Here is a 23843-nt window from a genome sequence, read left to right as displayed (position 1 = left end):
CTATCGCGACAAGGCGAGCGCCTTGAGTGCGCTCGTGCCGGAAATGACCACCTGCTCGCCCGGCCTGACGCCTGAAAGCAGCACGGTTTGTCCCTCGACGGAACCGCCCCCAGATCCACCCAGCGTTACGTCGCGGATCGCATATCCGCCGCCAGTGGCGACGAAGACGATAGTCTTGTCCCCGATCATGGCGATCGCACCAGAAGGCACGCTGACGGCACCGGCCGGGGCTGGGCCGGACAGCGACATGCTGGTCGCGCGGCCGGCGATGATGCCCGGCCCGGCAGGAATCTCGGCCTTGAGAACGACCGAGCGGGTGGCAGGGTCTATCGTCGACCCCACGGCCGTGACCCGGCCGGCGATGTCGGGCTCGATCAATACGGTCATGCCCGGGCGGGCCGTGCCGACGAGCCGTTCGGGCAACTGGCCGACAACCTCATAGCGGTTGGCGGCGTCGATCACGTAAGGCGCGGTGGTTCCGTCCACCGGATTGCCCGTCTGGACGCTGGCGGTCGTGACGCGCCCCGCGATCGGCGCGGTCAGCGTATAAGTGCCGCTCGCGCCCACGCCATTGACCATTTTGAGGATGCGCGCCTTTTCGGCGACATCCGCGCCCGCTTCGGCCGCCAGCGCATTGGCTTCATCGGCGCGCGCGCCAGCGATGATGCCTTCGCGGGCAAGCTGCGAGAGCCGGGCCGCGTTCGACCGCGCCACGCCCGCCCGCGCATTGGCGCGGGTGAGGTCGGCCCCCATGGTCAACACATCGCGGCTGGAAATGATCGCAAGCGGCTGGCCCTGCCGGACCGTATCACCTTCGACCACCAGCGTCCGCATGACCACGCCGGGAAACGTTGCGGCCACCGCCACGCGCGCGTTGGCGGGCGGCTGGATCACCGCCGGAATGACGGCGATGGGCGCTTCAATCGCGGCGATGGCGGGCACAAGGCGGATACCGAGCTGCGCGGCCTGTTTGCGATCAACCGGCAATATGCCCGGCGCCGCTTTCCCGGCTTCAGCGGGTTGGAGGCTGGGCTCAGGGGCCGTGCCGGATCCGGCAAACCACCAGACACCAAGCACCAGCACAATGACGGCAACGCCGGCAAGGAGATAGTTCCGCTTCGACATGGGCTTCGCCTAGTGCGCGAAACTGACGAGACCCTGACGAGGCCAAAATGCGATCAGGCGCCGGGGAAGTGCAATGACAATTCCCGCGCGACAGGATCGGTGGTCAGCTCTCCACCGTGCGCCGCCATGATCCGGTCAACGATCGCCAGACCAAGCCCGGCGCCGTTGGTGCTGGCATGGTCCGCCCGGCTATGCCGCCGCACAAGTTCGCGAAGCCGATCGGTCGACAGGCCCTCTCCGCCGTCACCCACCGCGATCACCGGATCTGGGCCAACCCTTATGGTCACCGTGCTCCCGGTTGGCGTCACCCGGACAGCATTCTCGATGAGGTTCCGCAAGGCGGCGGCGATCGCTTCGCGCCGGCCCCGCGCCACGGGATGCCCGCTACCTGCATCGAGCGTGATGGCTTTCCCTTCCGCGATGATGCCTGGCGCCAGAAGGCTGACGACATCGCGGGCGATCTCGACAAGGGACACGGATTCCAGCGGGAATTGCGCGGCGGATGCGGCGTCAATTTGGGCCAGCAGCATGAGCTGGTCGATCAGGCGACGCATCGCGGCGACGTCATGCTTCAGGCGCGCGGAGTCGTCATGGTCGAGCCGGTCAAATTCGAGCGACAGCACCGCGAGCGGCGTGCGCAGTTCATGCGCGACATCGGCGGCAAAGGCTTCCTGGCGCATGGCGGCGTCGTCAAGCCGGCCGAGCAGATCATTGACGGCATCCGTGAACGGCAGGGCTTCGGCCGGCAGATGGGACGTGTCTATGCGAAAGCCGCGTTCGTGCCCACGCGCGGCCTCGATCGCGGTTGCGGCTTCCTCAAGGGAGCCAAAAGCCTGTCGGATCACGCGCCGCACGACGAAGGCGACGGGCACCATCAGCACGACCAGTGGAAGCGCGACATGCTCCAGCATCTCGCGCACGGCCTTGATCAGCGCGTCCTGCGCCGTCAGATCGTCGAATGTCAGGCTGTAGAAAAAGACGACCGCTGCAAGCAACAAGATGGTGCCGACAAGGCCGACGAGAGCAAGCCCTCGCGCAAGTTTGCGCGACACGGAGCGCCGATAGGTCACGCCGCGACATCCTTCAGCATATAGCCGACGCCGCGGATGGTGTGGAGCGCGCCAGTGGCACCAGCCTCGTCCAGCTTCCGGCGCAAGCGGGAGACCGCCGCTTCCACGGCATTGGGCGTCACCGGCTCGTTGAAATTGTAGAGCGCATCCTCGATCGTCTCGCGGCGGACGACGGTTCCCGCCCGCCGTAGCAGCAATTCCAGGAGGTCGGCCTCCCTGCGGGACAGATCGATGGCGTAGTCCCCGCAGTGCGCCGTGCGCGCCGCCGTGTCGAACCGCAGGCAGCCCGCTTCCAGCACAGGTTGCGCGCGCGGGCCGGGGCGGCGGAGCAACGCGCGAATGCGCGCGGCCAGTTCATCGATCTCGACAGGCTTGACGACATAATCGTCGGCGCCGGCGTCAAGCCCCGTGACCCGGTCCTCCAGCGCGCCGCGCGCGGTCTGGATGATCGCGGGCGGCATTTGCCGATACTGGCGACGGTTCGCCAGCCAGGCGACGCCATCGCCGTCCGGCAGGCCGAGATCGAGTATGATCGCGTCATAGACCGCGCCACCCAGTGCGCTGTCCGCATCGGACAGGGTCGTGGCGATGTCGCACGAAAAGCCCCGGCGCTGAAGGCCGTCCGCAACCAGCTTCGCCAGCCGGTCATTATCCTCTATGACAAGAACGCGCATCTATGCCGGCTTTCCTAGCACGATCCCGCCTCAATTCCCGCCCTGCAATCTGACCAGTCCCGCGCGGGGATCGAAAGAGGCCGTCTCAATCCCGGTCATTATCCTCGCCTTGAACGGCTGTTCCACCTTCGATTTCATGCCCTTGCTTTGCCTCGCCGTGCGACTGCGCACTGAACGCCGCGGAATCGTAGCGCAGGATGCCAAACACCGTCATCCCGATCACCAGGACGGCCAGCAGCACCGCGACGACGGCCGGCCGACGGGCATCGTGGGCGCCAGGGTGCAGAGCGACGCTCTTGCGGCCAGTAACCATGGCGCGCGCGAGATTTTCGCGGGTGAAGACGGACATCAGGACCACCGCTGCGACATGAACGCCGATGAGCGCCAGCAGGCCATAGGCAATCGCCTCATGAAGATCCTCGTCGGCCTGCCCCGCGTCGACCTGGATGCCGGTCCACAGCACCGCGCCGGTTGCAATGAGCATGGCCAGAACAGCGAGCGCCCCCAGCGGATTGTGCCCGATCGTGCGTTGTGGATGACCCGTCACAAGTTCCCGGACGTGGGACAGAAGGCGTGACGGTCGCACGAAATTGGCAAAACGCGCATGCTCGCCGCCGATAAACCCCCAGACAAGACGAAAGACAAGCAGGACAGCGGCGGTCCAGCCTGCCGCCATGTGCCAGTCCGCGATTCCGCTGTCTCCTTCCGAGGACAAAAAGGCAATCGTGATCGCCGCGACCAGCAGCCAGTGGAAAAGCCTGAGCGGGGCATCCCAAACCCTGAAACTATCACTGTAGCTCGTTTTTGCCATGAGCATCATTTGTCTCCTTGGCCTTTGGCCATAAGAGAGATTGCTGACGGCGCGCTGACGAACGCGGGGCAGCGATCACGTCAGACAGCCGCTCCGAACAGGCTGCCCACGCCTGCCGTCAACGCCATCGCCAGGGCGCCCCAGAACGTGACGCGGACGATCGACCGCATGACAGGGGCCCCGCCCGCCTTCGCGCCAAGCGCCCCGAGCAGCACGAGGCACAGAAGCGAAACGGCGACGACGAGCGGTATCAATTGCTGTCCCGGCGCGGCGGCAACCACCGCCAGCGGCATGATCGCCCCGGCGCTGAACGTCGCGGCGGATGTGAATGCCGCCTGCAACGGCCGCGCCGTGGATATGTCGGAAATTCCCAGCTCATCGCGGGCATGCGCCCCAAGCGCATCGTCCGCCATGAGCTGGTCGGCAACCTTGAGCGCAAGATCGGGGTCCAGGCCGCGCGCCATATAGATGTCCGCCAGTTCCTGCCGCTCGAGCCCGGGCTGCGTTGTCAGTTCCGCCGTTTCGCGGGCGAGGTCCGCCTTCTCGGTATCGGCCTGCGAGCTGACCGAGACATATTCGCCGGCGGCCATCGACATGGCGCCGGCGACAAGCGCCGCGATGCCGGCAACGAGGATGCCTGATCGGTCCGTTCCCGAAGCGGCGACGCCGACAATGAGGCTTCCTGTGGAAACGATACCGTCATTGGCGCCAAGGACCGCCGCGCGGAGCCAGCCGATACGTGATACCGCATGTCGTTCGGGGTGAGCGTGCAAGCGGGTCATGGGTCCTCCAGCCAAGGGTCGGCACAAGACCATGACCGCATTTGCTGACCAGCTCCTGACGCAATGTGATTTCCGGCGCTAATTGAAATGGAAAGGCAGGACGCAATCGAGCGTTCCCACGCCGAGACTTTCAGGCGGGCGCGGAAAGGGCGCCGCCAGGCGAACCGTGCGAAGGGCGAGCCGGTCAAGCTGCGCATTGCCGCTGGATTGCGCGAGCGAGATCTCGCGCAAGGCGCCGTCAGCACCGATGGAAAAATTAATCAGCGCCTCACCCTCAAGATGAAGGCCCGCCGGGCGTCTGGCGGCAATCCATTCCCACAACCGCCGAAGATAGGCCGCACGCGCAGTGCTGAGCGTTGATGACGCAGCCTGCGGCGAAGCAGGTTGGGGATGCGGCATGTCGACGTTCATGCGGGCAGGCAAGGGCGACGGTGCGACAGGTAGCGTCAAGGCAGCCTGATCGGAGGCAGGCCGGTCGGGCGACGCCTGCGGCCCTTGCCGCGCGCGTGTCGCTGGCGTTGTACTGGGGGGCGTCAGCTGATTTGCCGGTCTGGGGGCGGCTTTCGGCCGGCGGGCAGACGGCTGTTCGGTTTCGAGCGAAGGCAGCGTCATGATCGTGACCGTGCGGGGTTCCTCCCGCCTTTCGGGGATTAGACGCGGACTGTGGCTCCACAGGCCATAGGCCGCAAGAACACCCGCATGCAGGGCAAGCGACACGAGGAACCCGAAAGCCCTCGTATCGCTCGCCTGGGCCAGCCGGTATGCTGGACTGGCGGCCATGCCTCAGAATTTCGCAGTCAGGCCGATGTTGAAGGAGCGGCCACGACCAGGCACCGGCCGCAAGTCGCCGGTCGCCTTGTAATCGCCGAGCGACATGCCGCCCAGCGGCAGATCATAGCCCTTGTCGAACAGGTTCTGGACATCCAGGCCCAGCCGGTAATTGCCCCAGGCATAGCCGGTCCGAAGATTGACGAGCGCATAGTCGTCCGTTCGGGGTTCGTTGCGCGTGGCGTCGACCCGGTTCTTGTCCGCCACGACCGTCAGTTCGACCGCGCTCTCCCAGCCCCCGAGCCGATGCTCCAGCGCAAACGTCGCGTTGAACGGCATCTGATGGTAGAGCGACCCGCCGTCGTCCAGATTGCGCCCGCGCAACCAGCTTGCCGTTGCGGTCAGTTTCGCCGTGCCGGCCGATGACGACTGCCACAGCGCAAGCGAACCCGAGACATCGACGCCATATAGCTCGGCTTCGCGGTTGGCGAACCGAAGCTGCACGAACCCCGTCGGCGTGCCCATCATATTGGTGAAATCGGCCAGCTTCACGACATCGATATAATCATGGACGCGCGTGTAATAGGGTGCGATCCTGAGCGTCCAGCCATTGGCGCCGGCGCCTTTCAGACTGACCGCGGCACTTATCGTATCAGCCCTTTCGGGCTTCAGGGTGGGATCGCCGACATAGCCGTTGCCATCACCGAACCAGCCGATCATCCGGCTCGACATCGAACCGCGTCCCCAGCTGTAGCGCTCATAGACGCCCGGTGAACGGCTCTTGCGCGCATAGCCCAATTCGAGCGTCGCCTGATCGCTCGGCGCATAGCGGACAAGGGCCGTGGCGCTCCAGTTGCTGTCATGCCGTTTGCGATCCGCGGCGTTGAACGCGGTGGCCGCCATCGCGTCGGCCATATTCATCATCGAGGTGGAATAGGGCTGGACCTCGCCGGTGTTCATCCAGACCTGATCGTTGCGCACGCCGACCAGCGTGGTGAGCTGCGGCGTCCACTTCGCCTCCCATTCGGCAAAGGTGCCAAGCCGGTCGCGCTTCGCGCCGTTCACATTGATATAGGTGTTGGGCCCCATCATCATGTGGCCCGCGACCGCCGGCCAGTAATCATTGAGCCATTGGTGGTGGAATTCGCTCCCGAGACGCAGCGTGTCGCGATTGGACAGCATAATGTCGCCCTTGAGCGTATAGCCGGCGCTATGAACCTCGGTGTTCATGGGCATGCCGCCGGTCGCGGTGCCGCCCTTGTCCGCCAGGAAGTTCATCCGATGATCGGTGTCGCGATAGAAGGCGCGCAGGTCCAGATCGCCCCAGTCGAAGGCGCCCTTCCAGTGACCGTTCAGATACCAACTCTTGTTGGATGTCATGTCCATATACTGGTTGGGAAAGCCCTCGTACGGCGAGAAATGGTAGCCGCCCTTCAGTTCGAACAGCCCGATATCGGTCTGCGCGGCCAGGCTCAGCGCATGGTCCGTCTTCTTGTATTCAGTCGAACGGACGGTGCCGTCACGGCCGCCGCCCTTGTAATTGTCGGACTGGGTGAAGGAACCGGCATAGCTGAGGCTGAGCCGGTCGCTTGCCGCCGTGATCGAAAGTGCGCCGCCGAAGCCGTCGCCGTTACTGCGGTAGAAGGTGGACAGTTCGCCCGTCAGCAATCGTTTGCCCGCCTTGGCGAAGCGCGGTGTCAGGGTTTCCACCGAAATCGCGCCGCCGATGCTGTCACCGCCCATGCTGACCGGCGTCACGCCCGTGATGACGCTGATCGCGTCGATCGTCTGCGGATCGGTGTAGGACAAAGGCGGGTTCATCGCATTCGTGCAGGCGATGTCGATCGGCACGCCGTCGACCAATATGGTCAGCCGCTGGCTTTCGAGGCCCCGGATCACCGGCAGGCTGGAAAAGCCACCGGCGCCGAAGCTGCTGCCCCCCGGCAGGCGGCCGATCAGCGCCGCCGTATCGCTTGTTCCCGATTGCAGGGGTGCGACCTTGTCACGCAAAAGGATCTCGGACGACACGGGACCGGCAGGGCGATCCTCGGAATCGATCCCGATGGACGGAAGAACCTGTGTATCCTGCGCAAAGGCACTCGCGGCCGACAGGCCATAGAATATTGCAGCCGCGCTCGCGGCTTTGGAAATGACAGACATGGATGGATCCTGATCCGGGCGCGCGGCGGTCCGCGCGCCGTTGAAAACGAACGGCGAAAGGGATCAGGCGGCTGTTGGCGGTCCTATTGGCGGAGGCCGCAGAAATGGCGAGGCACCGGGCAGGGCGAAAGATAGGCCAAGAAAGCCCATCGCCAGGATGAAGGCAATGGCGAGCGCCAGCAGGATCGGGTCGGCGGCGGCGAGCGCCGGCGACGACAGACCCGAGAAAGCGCAAGGCATGTCGGCCTGCTTGTGATCCGCGGGATCATGATCGCCGGACCTGCCCGGAAGCTCCATCATGACCGTTTGCGGACCCTGGCCCGAGCAGAGCTGGACCAATATCGTACCCGAAGAGACGGTCGGCATGAACCCGGCCGGCACCAGCACCTTCAGCATGAGCGCGGCCCCGGCCAGCCAGATGGCCAGCCAGCGATGCCGGGCAAGGAAGGAGCGGATCATGGTCACGGGAGCGGTCTTTAGAAATCGGTCCTGCTGATGTCGAGGTGACAAGTCGGATTTTTTCGCATACATCGCCTTGACTTAGCGCATCGCGAACAGCTCCTGATGGAAACGTTTCGCTACCGGAAAGCCCAGCGCGGCAAAGTCCCGGCGCAGCGTTTCACCAAATCCAAGGGGGCCGCAAAACCAGAGGCTCGCCTCCCGCCATTCCGGCACGGCGGCGCGTATTCGCTCGCCATCGAGGCGGCCATCGCGTGCATCGACCAGAACATGCAGGCGAATATGGGCAGCCGCCGCATCCGCTTGCAGCTTGCCCAGAGCCTCCTCGTCGACTTCGGCCGTGCAGTGGAAGAGATCAATCTCCGCGCGCGCGCCTTCGGGACTCTGGGCCAGATACTTCATGCGGGCGATGAACGGCGTGATACCGATCCCGCCACCGATCCAGATCTGACGGGCGCTATCATCGTCGAATGTGAAGCATCCATAAGGCCCCTCGATCCTGATCTCCTGGCCGACATGGAGTTTTTCGGGCAGGCGCCGCGTATGATCCCCCAGTCCCTTGGTGATGAAGGTGATCCGCCGCTCATCCTCGCGCCAGGCGGACGCGATGGTATAGGGATGCGGCCCTTCGGCCGGGTCCGACACGGCAAAGGCGAACTGGCCGGGTCGGTGGCCGGGCCACCCCTCCCCCATGTCGACGATGGTCTCGAGCGCCCGCACGCCCGGATAATGGTGGATGGCGGCAATCCTGCCCGGCACCTGCCGGTCCCGGCCTGCGCGGCGCGACAGAATGAGGATCGCCGCCCCGGTGCCGCAAGCAAGCAGCGCCGCCAGCGTGAGGCCGTACGGAGACAGCCAGTAGCTGAACGTCGTCAGGATCACGGCATGAAAGACCAGCACGAGATAGGCCAGCGCCAGAAGCCGATGCGTTCGATAGAAGAAGCGGTAGGGAATGCGCTGGATGAGCGCGACGGCGATCAGCGCAACCACGGCATAAAAGGCCCACTCGCCCAGACCCTCCGCCGTGTGGCGGAGACTGGCGAACAGGGCCTCGACAGGATTGCTTGCGGGCGGTTGCGGGCCACGCGACGGTCGTTCGAGCCAGCCCCACCCCACGGCCCATTTCGGACCCTTCGCCCACAGCCAGTGCGCGATGGCCGTGACCAGTGCCGCGATGCCGAGCCATTTGTGGAGACGATACATCTTGTCCAGTCCGCCCAGCCCATGTTCGGGCCAGCGGGGGCGGATGGCGAGCATCATCGCGACGCTCATGCAGGCGATCGCCAGCGCGCCGCTATACTGCACCGCCGCGCTGCGGATCGCGAAAAAGCCGGACGACCGGAATATGGACAGGTCCGCAAGAAGCCACAACATGGTGACCAAGGCGGCCAGGCCCCAGAATGTCAGTCGCAGGTTGCGCATTTCGATCCTTGTCCGGCCCTTGCGTCAATTGTTCCCTTCGCCCTGTAGCGATCGGCCCAGCTGTGGGATTGATTTCGGACAAGAAGGCAGAACCCCTTGCTCGGCGCATGCGAACATCGCCGACAAGTCTGACGAAAGCCTGACGAGCATTACCCAAATTCGATAGTGTCAGGCCTCGCAGCGTGACATATTTCACGAAATGGGTGCACCATCGGCAGCATAGGTCCGGCTCCGGTCGTATTCGTGGTCGCCCGCTTCGTCGACAAGATAGCCGGACACTTCTTCGGCGTAGTCCGCTTCAAGCACTCCTGTAGCACTCGGAATCAGACGAACACCGAAACCGTTGGCAAAGAGAAGGCGATCTGCCTCCTTCATTGCTGCAAACTGGTCATGTGCGGTCACGCCCAGTTTGACGCGCACGGTGGCATAGACGTGAACGAAATGGGTTGGCGCAGACATGCTGATCTCCCTTTGAGGCATTGGAATGATCGCGGGTGACAGGCCCAGATGCCTTGGCGCACGGCCGACATCGTCAGCCCCGATCGAGGCCGAAGTCATCAGCGGGGTTCGATGACGTCCCGCAATATAGTGCTGAGGGCATCATTGATCGCGTAAAGCACACCGCTATGGGCAGTGTCGCCCATGCCGTCGAGATAGAGATCCGGGATTAGATTGTTGACTGCATGCGTCGCATCATCAACGAGTTGATCGAATTCGTCCTCGGTCATGGGGCTATTCCTGACCAGGAGATGCGGACAGGCTCTCAACCTGTATCCGGAAGGTGGCGCCATCATTGAGCGTCAACCCGATCTCGACACCGTCTTCATTTTCACAGCTGGAGAGGATTTCCACGTCAGCACGGGTTCCATGCACAGCCGAGACGATATGATGGTGGTGATCCCCTGACGGCCGCCCTCCCACGTCGCATGCCTGCATGTGGGTCTCGAGCAACTCGCACAGCACTGCGGCGACTGTGCATGCTTTCGTCATGGACGATCCGTCAGTCATCTGCGTGCTCCATCCTGTCGTCAAAGAAGGTGCCGTCGTTGCCGAGCGCGGTGAGTTCAGCCTGCAGGGCATGGGGTGGGACATCGTCGGCGGATGTGATGGCGAAGGCGCCAACCATGTCACCGAAGTCCATTTCCTCGCCGATACGGGCGAGGCTCATGGTCGAGAGGCGATCCTCATCGCTGTCATGCATCAACAGCGTGACGCCAATAGTCACCTTTCGGATTTTCATCTTATGGGATGGACGCCTCCCGCAAGCGGGCCGAGCATGTTGCCACAGCGACCGGGAAGAGGAGTTCATCACATGCAAATGCTAGCGATCGATTTGGGCAAGCAGTCTTTTCACATCTACGGGATCACTTGCGAAGGTGAGGTAATCTCGCGGAAGGTTAGCAGGGCAAAGCTGGTCGATGCGGTGACCAGATTGCAACCGCAGTCGGTCGCGATGGAAGCCTGCGCCAGTTCACACCACTGGGGCCGCGTCTTCGAGGCGCTGAGTTATGCCGTTCGCCTGATCCATCCGCGTTTCGTCAAGCCATTCGTCAAGTAATGGATAGGTGAGCATTACTTCACTAATCATCAGGTTCTCAAAATGCGAAGGAACGTGGACAGATCGGCCGATTATCGGCGTTTCTGCCCAACACTCCTTCGCATTATTTTACAGCGTATCAAGCCAGGCGAGCAGGCTCGTATCGCGTTTCCAGGATGGTGAACGCCCCGTCGCCGACGGCACGGCGACCTGCTCCAGCGCCTTCCGCTTCGTTTCCAGATTGGCCTTGGCATAGTGATTGGTGGTGTCGAGACTCACATGTCCAAGCCAACTGCGGATGACCGTGATGTCCACGCCCGCCGATACAAGGTGGACGGCGGTCGCGTGGCGGAAGCTGTGAGGCGTTACGTGCTTTGTTTGAAGCGACGGCATGGTTTCAGCCGCCGCCTTCACATAGGCGGCAAGCTTGAACCGGACGCCCGAAGCGCTGAGCGGCTCGCCGTAGCGGTTAACGAACAGCCGCTGGTCTGGTGCTCGCGGCTGCCGGTCAAGCAGCCTTTCCAGCAACAGTACGGTTTCCGGCCAAAGCGGGCAGATGCGCTCTTTTCGGCCCTTGCCCATAAGTCGGACGCAACTGGGACTATCGAACCGGATCGCTTCGGGGCACACATCGAGCGCTTCCTGTATTCGCGCGCCGCTGTTGTAGAGGAACGAGAGCAACGCATGGTCGCGCATGCCTTTTAGGGTCGATTGGTCTGGCTGGGCAAGGATCGCCGCCACTTCCGGCGGATCCAGATAGCAGGGTTCCGATACCGGCGCCCGCTTGATCGGGATGTTGAGGATTTCGACGCATTGCGCGATCGATGCGGGATCCCTGGTAGCCACGAAGTTGAAGAAGCTGCGGATTGCAGCAAGCCGGCAGTTGCGGGTACCGATCGTACCACCGCGCTCGTGCTCGGCGTGCCTCAGGAACGCCGTGACCTGCGCGGCAGTCAGATCGGCCAGCGAGATCATCGCAACCTTCTTTTCCGCGCGATCAGCGACGAACCGGAGGAAGAGCCGCCAAGTGTCGCGGTAGGAACGGACCGTGTTGACCGACGCATTGCGCTGCTCAACGAGCCATTCGTAGAAGAATGCGCGCATCAGTTCCGGGAATGGATTGGTCCTGCTCATGGCCGCACCTCCCGTTCAGGATTGAGGCATGGCGCGCCCAGGGCCCTGAAGCGTTCGTTCGCGAGATGCAGCAGATCCTGCGTAACGGTGATGTAGACCAGCGTGGAGTTGATATCTCGATGTCCGAGGTAGGTCGCGAGGAACGGCAGCCGATCCTGCGGGTTGATCCCCAGACGGTACCATTCAAGGATGCGGTTCACGACCATCGAGTGCCGAAGATCATGAACGCGAGGTCCGTCGTGCCCCTGCAATGGCTTCAACCCGGCGCGACGTATGACGTCTGTAAGCACCCAGGTTATCATTTCGGGCGTGTAGCGGGACCTACCCTGGACGTGCCAGAACAGGGCGGAGTGCGGATCCTGCGATGCACCAGCCCGACGTCGGGCTGCGATGTAGGTCCGCAACTCGTTCATCACACTGTCGGGGAGCGGCAGGATTCGGGTCTTGAAGAACTTGGTCTGCCGAACCGTGATGGTGCCGTCTCGGGGATTAACGTCACCAAGATCCAGCCGGGCCAGTTCTCCGCGTCGCAGACCCGCACAGTAGGCCAGCAACAGCATGGTGTAGATGCACAATGGTCGAAGGGTTGCGCGTGGCGAGGGATACGAACGGGCAATGTCGAGCATTCGCCGAACGTCACCAGGAGAGTAAATATGGGGCTGGCGCCACTGCTTGCGCACCTCTTTCCGGGGTCGCGGATCCGGCCGACGCCGAGGAACTGACGGGTCGCGGCGCCGTAGGATTTTTGCGAAGATACGTTCGAGGTTTTCGCGTTCATATGCATGGTTGCGGGTGCCCTTTGTGGCCGCCCATTGATCGATCATAACGCTCAGCGGCTCGGTTTCCAGTTGCGGATTCAACTGTAGGAACCGGTCGAACTGCAAGAACCGCTCGGGTTGCGAAGTATATTTGTACCCCCTGCGCCGCATCATCGCGACATGTTCGGCCATGGCCTCGCCCAGCACGCTGCCGAACGGTTTGGGCTTGCGCAGTCTGGCAAGAGCCTGTTCTGGATCACGCGATATCAGCGCGCGCCAGATCGGCATGCACTGCTTGATATGACATGCCTCGCGTAGAGCTTTGACCGGGTGGTGATCGATCCCCCCGGTTGCGAGCAGATGATCGAGGAACCGGTCGATGATTCGGGTGCGATGCAGAAGGGTAGATGTCGCCCAGCGAGTGGCTAATTCGCGCAACCAGGCCTGCAGGGCTTGCTGATCGAGCGCTCCATGCCGTTCGACAATATCCTGGAAGCTATGCAGGACCTGTTGATAGCAGACGCGGCTTTTGGGATTGCGCAGATCAAGGCTTGAGACAAAGCGGCCAATGCACGCGCGATCGGAATCGGGCCAACGGGAGGTCATGCCAGCACCTCCGGTCCCGGCACATCCAGAGCGATGGCTCTCAGATCCTCCGTGGCGAGCTTGAGATAGGGCGCCGTCGATCCAACGGAGCGATGTCCCAACAGATCACCGATTACCTTTTTCGACACTGCGGCGCGCAGCAACTCGGTCGCACGAGCGTGACGGAAGATGTGAGGCCCGCTCCTGCCTGAGGGTTTGACGCCGGCATCCCGGAGCCGCTGCCGAATCAGGCTGTATATCTTCTCAAGCTTGCAATAGGGCGCGCGCGTTCGGATGAAGAGTTCCCTGGCATCAGTGGCGGGCCGACCAGACCGCAGATAGGCGAGGATCGCTTCGCCAACCGGTCCCATCAATGGCAGGAACGTGTAGGCTTGCGTTTTATTGTGGCGGACGCGGATGACTTCGGCCCGCCAGTCTATGTCTTCGATCCGCATGTTGCGGACTTCGCTTGCGCGAAGGCCATAGGTGGCGAGGACCTGTAATATCGCGTGGTCACGCAAACCGGCAGCCGTCTTGTCCTTGCTCACACTTGCCAGAACCGCGGCGATCTGGTCGCGCTCCAAAATCGACGGCACCCCTTCGTAAGCGTAGAGCCGCGGCGCGATGATATGCGGTGTCAGGTCTTCCGCAACGCGGGCCGTCCAATGCAGGTAACGCAGCAACGAGCGCAGCCGCTCGGCTGTGGATTTCAGAGAACTGCGCGTCAGTTTCGAACCGCGCAAGTCCATGTAGCTGTCAATTTCACCCACGGTCACTGCCTCGAGGCCATCGGCCCCGCACCGGTTGAGTTGCCAGGCAAGGAAGTAGCGCGCTTCCCACAGGAACGCGTCGATGCTGGCCTGGGCAAGGCCACGCTCCTCACGAAGCCAGGTTTCATATTCATTGCAGATCGTAATCCGCAGCGCATCGGCGTCGCATGTTACTTTTTCAGAGGGTGGCCACTGACCCTGCCCAAGCCGTAGCAACGCGTGAATTGCAGATCGCGGAACTGCGTGCCAGCGCTCGCTGGGATGCCTGCCACGACGTTTCCGGAATAACGCGATCGCATAATCCAGATATCGCTCAACTTGCGCCTCAGTCACGTCCGTGACACAGATTCCTCGATGCTGGAGATAGTCGAGAAACTCCTGCGCATAGGTACAGTGATTTCGGATTACCGTCGGATTGTAACGCTGGTTTGTCAGTATGGCTCTGAGCTCGGTGAGCAGCTCATGCTCGGATTGCAACATCAATTCCTCCTCTGCTGGTCAAACGACCGCAGAGGTTCGCAGCAAAATAATGCGGAGCAAATTGCCGATCCAAGCCAGAAATGCGCGGATTTCCTACACCGAGCCCGCATTCCTTCGCATTTTGAGAACCTGATGATTAGTGAAGGGATCGAAGAATGATGCGGTTGATGCCGAAGCCATTTTCGAAGCTGCCAACAGGCCAACCATGCGGTTCGTGCCGCTGAAGAGCGTCGAACAGCAGGATCTGCAAGCTCTGCACCGAACGCGTGACAGACTGATCGTGCAGCGCACCGCGTTGATCAATCACACTCGTGGTCTTTTGGCCGAGTATGGCGTCGTCATGCCGGCAGGTGCGTCCCGGTTCCGGCTGCAGGTCGACAAGATGATCGAAATTGCCGAACTATCGCACTTGGCGAAGGACCTGTTCCTGAAGCTCGTCGAGGAGTATCGCGACTTGGATGCCAGAGTATCCACTCTGGATGACATGCTGGTTGATATCTGCCGGAGAGACGATCGTTGCAAACGTCTGACTACGCTGCCGGGGGTAGGACCGATTGTCGCAACCTCCCTCATCGCCGCAATTGACGATGGCCGACACTTCGCATCCGGCCGAGCCCTTTCTGCCTGGATTGGACTGGTTCCGCGACAATACACGACCGGCGGAAAGCCAAGGCTCGGTGGTATCGGGAACAGAGCCAATCATTACCTGAGGCGCCAGCTGATACATGGTGCACGGTCTGCGTTGCTGCGGATCGCCAAGCATGACGACCGGCGTTCAAAATGGGCGCAGGAACTGCAATCAAGGGCAGGCCACAACAAGACACTCGTCGCCATGGCAAACAAGACTGCTCGCATGGCCTGGGCGATGTTGCGAAGCGGCGAAAGTTACAAAATGGCGTGACCGTTCGGGCAGCGGGCCGCAATCTGATCAGAGGTTACAAATGCGAGGTGAAGACTTGATGGTGTAACGGCACGGACCGCCGCTTCACAGCCTGTAAGGAACGATGGCCCTCGAGGCCGCTCATCTTAAAAGGCACTGAACCGCGCGGATTCCCATCATGGCCAGGGGCGAAAACACCTCAATCAACAGGCCGGATAGATTCACGCATCCAATGCCGGAGCAACATCGAGAAACTACCTTGCGCGGGAGGCGTCCATAGAATCGTTCCTTCCCTGGATTGACGTGTTTGCTGGCCTTGGCCATGCCAGCCGCGTTGCACCGCCGAATGCCCGCAGGCGCGCTGCCATCGTGCTGCGCAGACGGGCGCGATTTGCGATGACGGTTTCCCATGCCAATGGCTCGCCTCGCGCCGTGACGAAGCCCGCGGCAGGCTTACCGTCGGCGGTTTCGATGACGATGCGGTGGCCGCGCGGGGGAAGCTTGCCGGCATAACGGGCCGTAAATTCTCCGAGCCGGCCCGTCAGGCCATTGACGGCCTTGCCCCAACGAATGTGGCCTGCCCCGACCGTCTGGCCCGCGAGAAACCCACGGTCGAGCCAGATACGAAAGTGCGTCCGTTGCTGGAGCGCGGTGTTCCGCGTTCGTTCCATTGTCCGGCAAAGCGGAAGCGCTGCAGCATGTGCATCGAGCAAAGCCAGATAATACCCTTGGGCAGCGACAAGGATGTCATCAAAGTCGCGATCACCGAGCAGCGCCCGCAAGCAGGCCTGGAGTGCGCGATCGGACGCGAGTACCTCCAGTGCTTCGGGACCACCGAGGGGCAGCGCCGTATCGGCTCTATCGAGAGGGTGAAAACCGGCTCCGGAAATGACGACGATGGTCGCCTCCCCGCAGCCCGAGCAGGAATCGAGAGCCGGACGAAGCAGGGCCGTTTTTGCCGGCGCGGCGACCAGTCCGGCTTCGGGCGCACCGATCAGGAGGAGGCGACGATGCCAGCGTGCCGGCCGCGGCACGTCAGTCGGCTTGAGCCATTCGCTGGGACGAGGCCGCGCGGGCAAAATGGCCGAAGACGTTGGTGTGCGATCCACCATCAAGGCGCGGCGCGCGGTGTCGAAGAGGTCATCGCGGTTGCCGCCACCATCGCAAAAGCCGTGATCATAGGCTTCGGCGCCCGCATCGAGTGGGCCAGGCTTGCGGCATTCGGGATCCCAGCCCGCATGCGCGGCATACCAGCCATCGGCATAGCGGACCGATCGATCCCAGTCATGGCCATGGAGATCGCGCGCGCGCAGAATGGCACGATCGCGATCATCCCCCCGTCCCTCGGCGACTCGTCTTGCGGTGAAGGCGAAATTGCGGGCCTGTCGTTCCGCCTCGACCATGTGCGCCATCGCTTCCATCACCGGCCGCAGTGCCGTGACACGCTCGCGCATACGTGCCATGCGCTGATCGAGTGGGGAATCGTTCGCAAGGTCCGGGAAGCGGCGCCAGGCATCAGCGAGCGCCGCTGCTTGTACCGGGCTTCGACCATGGGCAATCCATGCGTCGGTGTCAGCGGGGTCAAACGGCTCTGACATCATCGGTCTCCTTCGATGCGAATCCCAGGAGACGTGGCGGCGATGGTCGGAGGGGACAGCGTACCGCTCCGACAGTTTCTCGATCACACCCACAACTGGCATACGCGCGCGCAAGCCCGCGCCCGAAATCGGAATGCACCGAGATCAACGCTTGCCGTTCGAACGAACTTTCCGTGAAAGGTATATAGAGGCGATAGGAATAGCCCGACTCCTGGACGCCGATCCTGACGCGGACGAAAAGAATGCGCATGATCGCCTTCGTTCAGGCGACGAGACGGGGAACAACGGGCTGCGATGTGGACAAGCGAAGCTCCCGCCGGATTCGTGCGGCGAAGCGGCCCGGGTCGACAAGTTCGCGGATTGACGCCCAACAATTACGGTCTCCAAGATGATCGTCGCGGCCCTGCACCTTGCGAAAGCACACTTCCCGATCGGGACCGGAGAGGCCGAGCGAGAGTTGCACCCAGACATCCTCGCCGTGCAGCGTCACTTCGCCTGACACGGCGGGACCACCCTTGTTGGACCGGATATCGAAACTGCCCTCGTCGAGCGCGAGGGCGTCGGCCAGGCGGCGCATGGCGGCGCGCCCCTCCGAATGAAACAGGCGCTTGGCGGGCTCGTCATGGGCAACGCCGCGATAGGCGAGCGTCTTCAGAACCGGCCGGTTCCGCAGCTCGGCGATCCGCGCGATGCAGTCGCGCCGCAGATCCGCGTCCGGTGCACGCGTTTCGCACACCGTCCCCAGATGGCGCGCAAGCAGAATAACCGCCGGATCACGTTCGAGATCGATGCCGGCGTTGCGGCAATCGGTGATGGCGGCGTGGATCGCATGCAGCGCCGTGCCGATCGTGATCAGCGCGCTGGGATCGAGAGCCTGACTGTAGCGGAAGGCGAGATCATAATTCATGAGAGTCTCCGGGTCTCGAGCGGTTCGGCCGCTCACACCTCCGTTCCCCCTCTCCTCACCTTCAGTCCGCTGATGCTGCGCCGTAGATGTCCGCTGCCCATTGCTCGGTCCACAGGGCCGTCATCTCGTCATGGTCGAGATCGCCGGTTTCGATGAGATCGCGTATCTCGCGGCGCGCCTGTGCGATCACCCGCTCCCAGGGGTCTGCCGGTTCGGGAGGTGGCGGCACCTCAGGTTGCACCGGCAACTGTCGCGAAGGCCGATCAAGGCGAGCATGCTGTCTGAGCAACCACTGCGTCATATGGTCCGCCACCAAGCGGTCGGTCTTGGCTTGACCACAACGTCGCGCGGCGATGCGCGCGCTGACCCCATAGGCCTGGCTGTCGATCGAGGCGATACGATGGGCGAAGGCGGTGAGATAGGGGATGGCGGCGCCCTTGACGCCGAAGAGATGCAGACGGGTCTGCCTTGGCAGCACCTGGTCGAGACGATCAACGACGGCGATCAGTCCATCCGCGCCATGGACAGGGCGCCGGCACATGCTGCCGACACCGACAAGCCCGGCGCGCTCGATCATATGCGCGAGCGCCACTGCACAGCGTTCATAATCACCGGGATGACGTCCCTGAATGACCGGCATGAAGGTCGCATCGATCCCGGCATTTTCAGCGCGCAGCCGGCATTCGATGTTGGCCCGGATGGTACGGGACATGCGGTCGAGCACCTCGTTGCGATCGCTGGCCACTTCCTGCTCGACGCAATAGTCGAGGCTTGCCCACCAGCGGAATGGATAGGCTGCGGCCAGGCCGACATAATCATCGACCGTCCAGGGATAGCGCCCATAGGTGACCATTGCGCTGAACCCCGCGCTGTCGAGGCTGAGGCTGCGAAGACCATGCGCATTCATGAGTGGCCGCGTCGTCCAGCCGGCCCATTCGCGCCAACCTCGCTTCGTCGACCAGCGCGACAGGGCATTGGCGGAAATCAGGACGGGCTGCTGAAGCTGTCGGGCGCGCCGCAGGAGCACCCCATCAGCAAGGTGCGGCAGTCCCACCATGACAGCGATCGAGCGTGACTTGACCGGATAATTGTTCATGTTATGTTCCATTCAAGGGAGATTTTTAATGACCGAGCAGGCCGCCCGCTATTTTGAACCGTTCGATCTCGATGTGACGCTGCGCGATGCCGCGCTTGACGATCAAAACCGCCCCACCCGCCGCATGCTGGCCAATGCGGCGATCGGTATGCATGTCGAGGATGCCTATTATTCGGTGCGCGAACTGCGCGAGGCGATGTCCTGGGTCCATGAGGGTGAGACGGGCGGCAAGCGCAAGCTCGCGTCCATCCTGAGCAATCCGGCAGGCGACGATTTCCAGCGCTGCATCTATTTCTGCCTCGCTGGCCGCGGCATCGTCGAGATGCTCGACGATCTGATGTGGCTCGAAGAGCTGCTCGAAGCGCGCGGCCGCGTCGCGGGCAGCATCCACCGCCGGAAAATCAGGGCACGTCCGCTGGTCTCGCCTTATGTAGCTGACGAACCGGATGGCCCTGTCGTCGCCTCAACCGAGAACTTCAGGCAAGGCCGTTCCTGGTGGGCCGATCCCGGCCTCACTGCCTGACGGGACCGCGCGGTACGCCGCTCCAGCCTTGGAGATCACCGCTCACAAGCGAGGCGGTCGCCGCGCCGCCACCGAGCCGGCTCGATCCACTGGCCAGCGAACGCGCCAGCCTTGTTTCGCTGCGCGGCGGCAAAGGCTTCGGTATATTGCTTCGCACGCGCCGGATCGGTTTTCAGGAATTGGGGTTGGGGAATGGCGAGACCCGCGCGGATCAGCGTCTCTCCGAGATCGCGGCCTTTCACGGTCACAGTCGCCACCGGCCGACCATAGCTCGAGCGGTTGGTGAGCCGGATTTGGGCGTCGGCTTCGCCCAGAATCCGCGCGGCATGATCCTGAGCCGCCTTGCCACATTCCCAGCACGACCGCGCCCGTTCACAGAGCTGACGGCGCTCGAACGCATCGACACCAAGGAGACGGAAATCGGCTGCAATCGTGTCGCCATCGAGCGCGCGAGCGGATGCGGTAAACCCCGGCTCATTGACGGGAGCACCCCGGACGTCGCATGCGGAGACAAGGAATAGGAAACACAGAAAACGATACATTCGATGTCTATGACAAAGGGCGCTGATCTTTTCCATTGCGTCGAACACGAAGTTCAGTCCCCAGGAAACCAGTCGAACGTCAAGGTGCGCGCGCCGGCCCGGCTTTCGAGTTCAAGGACGTCGGCAATGGTCCAGATCTTGCGGGATTCGCGCGCCAGGTCCGCGTAACCACCGTAGGTGCAGCCGCCATGCACGATGAACTGGGCGTGGATGTTCTGGGTCGCCGCTTCGGAGAGAAAGAAGCCCGCAACGCCCTTGATATATTGTGGCGGGAGAACGCCCAGCATAGCGTCGTAGAAACGCTGCGTGATCCGGCTGAGAGGAAATGACGCCAATGTTTCGGCGCGCGTGCGTTCGAAATAGGCGTTGGTGGACTCGACAACAGCGTCGGGATGGCGATCGCGGTGACGCGCGAGCAGCGCGGCTGCGTCCTCCCTGCTGTGTGCGTAGTCGAGGGGGAATTTCGAAGACCGCGCGGTAATGTAAAAGTTAGTGTCCATGGCGGATCCTTCCAGCTTGGAGAACACCGTCATTCATCCCCCTTCCCTCTTGCCATGGGTCGCGAGCGGCGGGATCATGGGCCTGGCTGCGTTGCAGCGGCGGTCAGCATGCGGATGGGCTTTGCTCCGGAAGACATGAATGGAGAGGGCTTCAGGCGACCATCTCGAGGACGATCAGGCCCGACGACGCAGGGTCGGTAGAGATGCGGAAAGGCTGCAGCGGATCGGTAGTGTGTCAATCGGCGTTCAATCGGGCCCCCCTATCGGCGCGCAAAAGGGACCCCGTTAGCGTTGCATAGATCGATCGATGTTGGGCGCGGGTTTCGCGCTGCTGGCGGCGTAGGGAGGGCGTAGCCCGACCGGAGGCGTCAGCAGCGCGAAGGCGTTTTTCTGATTGGGTCAGCTGCGGTTTTTGAAGCGCCAGCTGTCGTTGCCGGTCTCGACGATGTCGCAATGGTGGGTGATGCGGTCGAGCAGCGCGGTGGTCATCTTCGGGTCGCCGAACACGGTGGGCCACTCGCCGAAGGCGAGGTTGGTGGTGATGATGACCGAGGTCTGCTCGTAGAGCTTGCTGATCAGGTGGAACAAGAGCTGCCCGCCGGATCGGGCGAACGGCAGATAACCCAGTTCATCGAGCACCACGAGATCAAGCCGGCTGAGCTGGGCGGCGATGGATCCGGCTTTGCCGATGCGCGCCTCTTCCTCGAGCCGGGTGACGAGATCGACCGTGTTGAAGTAGCGCCCACGGGCACCGGCACGCACGACGCTGGCGGTGACTGCGGTGGCCAGATGGGTCTTGCCCGTCCCTGTGCCGCCGATGAGCACGATGTTGCGGCGACCGGGCAGGAACGAACCTGCGTGCAGGGAACGCACCAGCCCTTCGTTGATAGGGGTGCCCTCGAACACGAAGGCATCGAGGTCCTTGATTACAGGCAGCTTGGCCGCGGTCATGCGATAGCGGATCGAGGCGGCATGACGATGCGCCGCTTCTGCCCGCAGCAGGTCGGTCAGGATCTCGTTGGTCGTGCGCTTGCGCTGCAACCCGGTGGTGACCGCCTCGTCGAAGGCCCCTGCCATGCCCTTGAGCCCGAGCGCTCGCATCGCCTCGATCATCTCATGCCGTTGCATGGAGGCCTCGCACTGTGTCATAGCGCGCACAGTCCGCAACCGGCGGGTGGCTGAGCTTGAGATCAACGACCACGTCCAAAGGGCGCTCGGATGGCGGGTCCCGGTATCGGGCCAGGATGTTGAGGATCACCTCGTCGCTGACGGCCCCGTTATCGAGCGCCTCCCGGATCGCGGCCTCGACCGCTTCCAGACCATCGGTCATTACGGCTGCCAGCACGCGCACAAAGCGGCGGTCGGCTTCATCACCGCCGCCCAGCTTGCGCCGCAACCGCGTTAGTGCCGGTGGCAGGTCCCACCCCTGGAAGGGCGCGCCGTTCCGCAAAGCGCCGGGCTTGTTCGCCAGAACGGGCAGGTAATGCCAGGGATCATAGATCGTCCGGTCACGGCCGAAGTGCCGGGCATGTTCGGCGATGACCTCGTCGCCGAGGCGCACGACAATGCGGTCGGCATAGGCGCGGACCTGGACGGCCCGCCGCGCAGCCTTGGCCATGACCGAGTAGCGGTTGCGGTCGAAGCTGATCAGGCACGTGCCGGTCACGGCATGGGCGGTCTCGTGGAAGCCGTCGAAGGGCGCCAGCATCGGCTGCAGGGCTGGCCGTTCGAGAGCCAGCGCCTCGGCAACGGTCAGCTCCTTCTGCTCGGGATGCGCGTGCGTTGCGGCCCAGCGCAGGCACTCGGCCTCCAGCCACCCGTTGAGCTCCTCGATGCTGGCAAAGCGCAGGCGAGGCTGGAAGAACCGGCCCCGGATCGTCTGGACTTGGTGTTCGACCTGACCCTTCTCCCATCCCGCCGCCGGCGAGCAAGCGGTCGGCTCGACCATGTAATGATCGGCCATGACCAGAAAGCGGCGGTTGAACACGCGCTCCTTGCCGACGAACACGGTGGTGACCGCGGTCTTCATGTTATCGTAGATGCCGCGCAGGGGAACGCCGCCAAAAAAGGCAAAGCCCCGGGCATGGGCGTCGAACACCATCTCCTGCGTCTCGCGCGGATAGGCCCGGACGTAGACAGCCCGCGACGCACACAGCCGCATCTGCGCCACCTTCACTCGCATCGGCTTGCCCGCGATCTCCACATCCTCGTGGCTCCAGTCGAACTGGTAGGCCTCGCCGGGCTTGAACATGAGCGGGATGAACGCGGGCGCCCCATCACCCGCATCCTTGCGCCTCGCTTCCGTCCAGCGCCGGGCGTAGCGCCGGACCGCGTCGTAGGATCCCTCGAACCCCTCACGGCACAGCAGATCATGGATCCGGGTCATGCGCAGCCGATCACGCCGGTGCCGGACCTCGTTCTCCGCCAGCAGCGTATCAAGCCGCTCCTGGAACGGACCAAGCCGGGGCAGCGGCTGAACCGTGCGGCGATAATCGAACGCGCCTTCCGGCGCCCGGATCGCCTTGCGCACTACCTTGCGAGACAGCCGCAGATCCCGCGCAATCGCCTTGATCGCCTTCCCGCTCGCGTGCTCCCGCCGAATCCGAACAACCGTCTCCACCACCAACATCCCGATCTCACCACCTGGAAAACCAGGCAGTCAACTACACCACCAGAATGAGGGGTCCCATTTAGACGCCGATCACCCCGCTAACGGGGTCCCTTTTGCACGCCGGTCCACATCGGTAGTGCGCAGGATGCTTACCTTACCCTGCGAATGATCGAAAATCCGGCTGGCGACGCGCAGGGCATTCTCGCGGCTGCAGAGCAACTGGCGTTTGGGAGACAGACAACGCCTGTCGATGGCCGTCGTCATGACCTGATCCCTTTCTCCTCGAGGATTGACGCTCATGCAAACAGCGTCTTGTGGATCTTGGTGACCGGTACGACCACCCAGGCGCGCGTCATGAGGCGACTGATCCGGTAGAAGCAGCCATTCTGCGGATCGCGAAGCACGAGCCTCCGGCCGCGCTTGCAGACGACGAACTCCTGCGCGACATTACCGTCGGTGAAGGTCACCGGCTCGGGAAGCCGGATGCGATCCCCGTCCGCGAGTTTGCGCGCGCGGTGCGCAAGGTTCGCCCGGCAACGTGCGCGCCAATCGAGCGCATATTCATGCTCGGTCGGGCTCAGCAGATCGAGGATCGCCGCGGGGCAGTCGGCCTCGCATGGCCCCATATTTTCGGTCAGTCGGGTAGGATTG

At 63.0% G+C, this 23843-nt stretch carries 24 protein-coding genes and 3 pseudogenes; 3 read left to right on the top strand and 24 right to left on the bottom strand.

All coding sequences use genetic code 11. The annotated features are described in order from the left end of the window. The 12 genes from K426_RS01455 to K426_RS31100 all read right to left on the bottom strand — a co-directional run bounded on the left by K426_RS01455 (window position 1) and on the right by K426_RS31100 (window position 10261). Complete coding sequence (locus K426_RS01455; protein ID WP_020819431.1) at window positions 1-1125, bottom strand: efflux RND transporter periplasmic adaptor subunit; 1125 nt, start codon at window positions 1123-1125, stop codon at window positions 1-3. A 53-nt stretch (window positions 1126-1178) separates the two neighbouring features. Then, window positions 1179-2195 (bottom strand): sensor histidine kinase, encoded by a 1017-nt coding sequence (locus tag K426_RS01450; protein ID WP_020819430.1) that lies wholly within the window; start codon window positions 2193-2195, stop codon window positions 1179-1181. Then, on the bottom strand, window positions 2192-2869 hold the full coding sequence (locus K426_RS01445) for a winged helix-turn-helix domain-containing protein (protein WP_020819429.1): 678 nt from the start codon (window positions 2867-2869) through the stop codon (window positions 2192-2194). Before K426_RS01445 ends, K426_RS01450 begins: the two co-directional genes overlap by 4 nt. Before the next feature lie 85 nt (window positions 2870-2954). Then, entirely contained in the window at window positions 2955-3680 is a 726-nt protein-coding gene (locus K426_RS01440; RefSeq protein ID WP_025160951.1) for a cytochrome b/b6 domain-containing protein, read from the bottom strand. An 80-nt stretch (window positions 3681-3760) separates the two neighbouring features. Next, complete coding sequence (locus K426_RS01435) at window positions 3761-4462, bottom strand: VIT1/CCC1 transporter family protein (protein WP_020819427.1); 702 nt, start codon at window positions 4460-4462, stop codon at window positions 3761-3763. Window positions 4463-4540: 78 nt separating this feature from the next. Further along, window positions 4541-5242: an energy transducer TonB family protein gene (locus K426_RS32295; RefSeq protein WP_021224255.1), complete on the bottom strand. Its 702-nt coding sequence runs from the start codon at window positions 5240-5242 to the stop codon at window positions 4541-4543. 3 nt (window positions 5243-5245) lie between these two features. Further along, complete coding sequence (locus K426_RS01425) at window positions 5246-7390, bottom strand: TonB-dependent receptor (protein ID WP_020819425.1); 2145 nt, start codon at window positions 7388-7390, stop codon at window positions 5246-5248. A gap of 63 nt (window positions 7391-7453) precedes the next feature. Then, window positions 7454-7849 carry a hypothetical protein gene (locus K426_RS01420; protein WP_020819424.1) on the bottom strand — a complete coding sequence of 132 codons (396 nt, stop codon included), beginning with the start codon at window positions 7847-7849 and terminating at the stop codon, window positions 7454-7456. A gap of 81 nt (window positions 7850-7930) precedes the next feature. Next, window positions 7931-9271 carry a ferredoxin reductase family protein gene (locus K426_RS01415; protein WP_020819423.1) on the bottom strand — a complete coding sequence of 447 codons (1341 nt, stop codon included), beginning with the start codon at window positions 9269-9271 and terminating at the stop codon, window positions 7931-7933. Window positions 9272-9463: 192 nt separating this feature from the next. Continuing rightward, window positions 9464-9730 (bottom strand): hypothetical protein, encoded by a 267-nt coding sequence (locus K426_RS01410; RefSeq protein ID WP_025160949.1) that lies wholly within the window; start codon window positions 9728-9730, stop codon window positions 9464-9466. A gap of 98 nt (window positions 9731-9828) precedes the next feature. Further along, window positions 9829-9999: a hypothetical protein gene (locus tag K426_RS31760; protein WP_020819421.1), complete on the bottom strand. Its 171-nt coding sequence runs from the start codon at window positions 9997-9999 to the stop codon at window positions 9829-9831. A gap of 4 nt (window positions 10000-10003) precedes the next feature. Continuing rightward, entirely contained in the window at window positions 10004-10261 is a 258-nt protein-coding gene (locus K426_RS31100) for a hypothetical protein (RefSeq protein WP_145907140.1), read from the bottom strand. Window positions 10262-10583: 322 nt separating this feature from the next. Between K426_RS31100 and K426_RS01395 the strand changes: the two are divergent. After that, window positions 10584-10826, top strand: a pseudogene (locus tag K426_RS01395) (IS110 family transposase); the annotation flags it as partial. A 111-nt stretch (window positions 10827-10937) separates the two neighbouring features. On the opposite strand, the gene K426_RS01390 reads toward K426_RS01395, so the two are convergent. Genes K426_RS01390 through K426_RS01380 form a run of 3 tightly spaced genes read right to left on the bottom strand, consistent with a single transcriptional unit; the run spans window position 10938 to window position 14535 of the window. Further along, entirely contained in the window at window positions 10938-11942 is a 1005-nt protein-coding gene (locus tag K426_RS01390) for a site-specific integrase (protein ID WP_048574814.1), read from the bottom strand. Further along, entirely contained in the window at window positions 11939-13306 is a 1368-nt protein-coding gene (locus K426_RS01385) for a tyrosine-type recombinase/integrase (protein WP_053085586.1), read from the bottom strand. Before K426_RS01385 ends, K426_RS01390 begins: the two co-directional genes overlap by 4 nt. Next, window positions 13303-14535: a site-specific integrase gene (locus tag K426_RS01380; RefSeq protein WP_048574961.1), complete on the bottom strand. Its 1233-nt coding sequence runs from the start codon at window positions 14533-14535 to the stop codon at window positions 13303-13305. The genes K426_RS01385 and K426_RS01380 overlap by 4 nt, the downstream gene beginning before the upstream one ends. A gap of 139 nt (window positions 14536-14674) precedes the next feature. On the opposite strand from K426_RS01380, the pseudogene K426_RS01375 reads away from it, so the two are divergent. Continuing rightward, window positions 14675-15436, top strand: a pseudogene (locus K426_RS01375) (IS110 family transposase); the annotation flags it as partial. A gap of 233 nt (window positions 15437-15669) precedes the next feature. Here K426_RS01375 and K426_RS01370 read toward each other — a convergent pair. The 3 genes from K426_RS01370 to K426_RS01360 all read right to left on the bottom strand — a co-directional run bounded on the left by K426_RS01370 (window position 15670) and on the right by K426_RS01360 (window position 19016). Further along, entirely contained in the window at window positions 15670-17013 is a 1344-nt protein-coding gene (locus K426_RS01370; protein ID WP_335339766.1) for a hypothetical protein, read from the bottom strand. A 262-nt stretch (window positions 17014-17275) separates the two neighbouring features. Next, a complete protein-coding gene (locus tag K426_RS01365) occupies window positions 17276-17920 on the bottom strand; it encodes a hypothetical protein (protein ID WP_020819416.1) in 645 nt (214 codons plus the stop codon). 61 nt (window positions 17921-17981) lie between these two features. Then, the gene (locus tag K426_RS01360; RefSeq protein ID WP_020819415.1) at window positions 17982-19016 is read right to left on the bottom strand and encodes a deazapurine DNA modification protein DpdA family protein; all 1035 of its coding nucleotides are present in this window, start codon (window positions 19014-19016) and stop codon (window positions 17982-17984) included. A 28-nt stretch (window positions 19017-19044) separates the two neighbouring features. Between K426_RS01360 and K426_RS01355 the strand changes: the two genes are divergently transcribed. Next, the gene (locus tag K426_RS01355; protein WP_020819414.1) at window positions 19045-19539 is read left to right on the top strand and encodes a hypothetical protein; all 495 of its coding nucleotides are present in this window, start codon (window positions 19045-19047) and stop codon (window positions 19537-19539) included. 35 nt (window positions 19540-19574) lie between these two features. On the opposite strand, the gene K426_RS01350 is transcribed toward K426_RS01355, so the two are convergent. From K426_RS01350 to K426_RS01330, 6 genes and pseudogenes are all read right to left on the bottom strand, one after another. Then, entirely contained in the window at window positions 19575-20081 is a 507-nt protein-coding gene (locus tag K426_RS01350) for a thermonuclease family protein (RefSeq protein WP_020819413.1), read from the bottom strand. A 53-nt stretch (window positions 20082-20134) separates the two neighbouring features. Then, entirely contained in the window at window positions 20135-20614 is a 480-nt protein-coding gene (locus tag K426_RS01345) for a hypothetical protein (RefSeq protein WP_020819412.1), read from the bottom strand. A 366-nt stretch (window positions 20615-20980) separates the two neighbouring features. Next, window positions 20981-21709, bottom strand: a complete 729-nt coding sequence (istB, locus tag K426_RS01340; RefSeq protein WP_061939590.1) for an IS21-like element helper ATPase IstB — start codon at window positions 21707-21709, stop codon at window positions 20981-20983. Then, window positions 21696-23210 carry an IS21 family transposase gene (gene istA / locus K426_RS01335; protein WP_061939592.1) on the bottom strand — a complete coding sequence of 505 codons (1515 nt, stop codon included), beginning with the start codon at window positions 23208-23210 and terminating at the stop codon, window positions 21696-21698. The genes istB and istA overlap by 14 nt, the downstream gene beginning before the upstream one ends. A 72-nt stretch (window positions 23211-23282) precedes the next feature. Beyond that, complete coding sequence (locus K426_RS32050) at window positions 23283-23456, bottom strand: hypothetical protein (protein WP_197672743.1); 174 nt, start codon at window positions 23454-23456, stop codon at window positions 23283-23285. A 32-nt stretch (window positions 23457-23488) separates the two neighbouring features. Beyond that, window positions 23489-23830, bottom strand: a pseudogene (locus K426_RS01330) (DUF6927 domain-containing protein); the annotation flags it as partial. Window positions 23831-23843: the final 13 nt, after the last annotated feature.

Origin of the sequence: Sphingobium sp. TKS, assembly GCF_001563265.1 — a bacterium.
Taxonomy (GTDB): Bacteria; Pseudomonadota; Alphaproteobacteria; order Sphingomonadales; family Sphingomonadaceae; genus Sphingobium.
The sequence above is the reverse complement of the archived record's forward strand: the minus strand, read 5'-3'. Positions and strand labels throughout refer to the sequence as shown.

Coding starts and splice junctions, on each gene's coding strand:
- K426_RS01455 (WP_020819431.1), bottom strand. CDS start 1,125: ATGTCGAAGCGGAACTATCTCCTTGCCGGCGTTGCCGTCATTGTGCTG.
- K426_RS01445 (WP_020819429.1), bottom strand. CDS start 2,869: ATGCGCGTTCTTGTCATAGAGGATAATGACCGGCTGGCGAAGCTGGTT.
- K426_RS01440 (WP_025160951.1), bottom strand. CDS start 3,680: ATGGCAAAAACGAGCTACAGTGATAGTTTCAGGGTTTGGGATGCCCCG.
- K426_RS01435 (WP_020819427.1), bottom strand. CDS start 4,462: ATGACCCGCTTGCACGCTCACCCCGAACGACATGCGGTATCACGTATC.
- K426_RS32295 (WP_021224255.1), bottom strand. CDS start 5,242: ATGGCCGCCAGTCCAGCATACCGGCTGGCCCAGGCGAGCGATACGAGG.
- K426_RS01425 (WP_020819425.1), bottom strand. CDS start 7,390: ATGTCTGTCATTTCCAAAGCCGCGAGCGCGGCTGCAATATTCTATGGC.
- K426_RS01420 (WP_020819424.1), bottom strand. CDS start 7,849: ATGATCCGCTCCTTCCTTGCCCGGCATCGCTGGCTGGCCATCTGGCTG.
- K426_RS01415 (WP_020819423.1), bottom strand. CDS start 9,271: ATGCGCAACCTGCGACTGACATTCTGGGGCCTGGCCGCCTTGGTCACC.
- K426_RS01410 (WP_025160949.1), bottom strand. CDS start 9,730: ATGTCTGCGCCAACCCATTTCGTTCACGTCTATGCCACCGTGCGCGTC.
- K426_RS31760 (WP_020819421.1), bottom strand. CDS start 9,999: ATGACCGAGGACGAATTCGATCAACTCGTTGATGATGCGACGCATGCA.
- K426_RS31100 (WP_145907140.1), bottom strand. CDS start 10,261: ATGACGAAAGCATGCACAGTCGCCGCAGTGCTGTGCGAGTTGCTCGAG.
- K426_RS01390 (WP_048574814.1), bottom strand. CDS start 11,942: ATGAGCAGGACCAATCCATTCCCGGAACTGATGCGCGCATTCTTCTAC.
- K426_RS01385 (WP_053085586.1), bottom strand. CDS start 13,306: ATGACCTCCCGTTGGCCCGATTCCGATCGCGCGTGCATTGGCCGCTTT.
- K426_RS01380 (WP_048574961.1), bottom strand. CDS start 14,535: ATGTTGCAATCCGAGCATGAGCTGCTCACCGAGCTCAGAGCCATACTG.
- K426_RS01370 (WP_335339766.1), bottom strand. CDS start 17,013: ATGTCAGAGCCGTTTGACCCCGCTGACACCGACGCATGGATTGCCCAT.
- K426_RS01365 (WP_020819416.1), bottom strand. CDS start 17,920: ATGAATTATGATCTCGCCTTCCGCTACAGTCAGGCTCTCGATCCCAGC.
- K426_RS01360 (WP_020819415.1), bottom strand. CDS start 19,016: ATGAACAATTATCCGGTCAAGTCACGCTCGATCGCTGTCATGGTGGGA.
- K426_RS01355 (WP_020819414.1), top strand. CDS start 19,045: ATGACCGAGCAGGCCGCCCGCTATTTTGAACCGTTCGATCTCGATGTG.
- K426_RS01350 (WP_020819413.1), bottom strand. CDS start 20,081: ATGTATCGTTTTCTGTGTTTCCTATTCCTTGTCTCCGCATGCGACGTC.
- K426_RS01345 (WP_020819412.1), bottom strand. CDS start 20,614: ATGACGGTGTTCTCCAAGCTGGAAGGATCCGCCATGGACACTAACTTT.
- istB (WP_061939590.1), bottom strand. CDS start 21,709: ATGCAACGGCATGAGATGATCGAGGCGATGCGAGCGCTCGGGCTCAAG.
- istA (WP_061939592.1), bottom strand. CDS start 23,210: ATGTTGGTGGTGGAGACGGTTGTTCGGATTCGGCGGGAGCACGCGAGC.
- K426_RS32050 (WP_197672743.1), bottom strand. CDS start 23,456: ATGACGACGGCCATCGACAGGCGTTGTCTGTCTCCCAAACGCCAGTTG.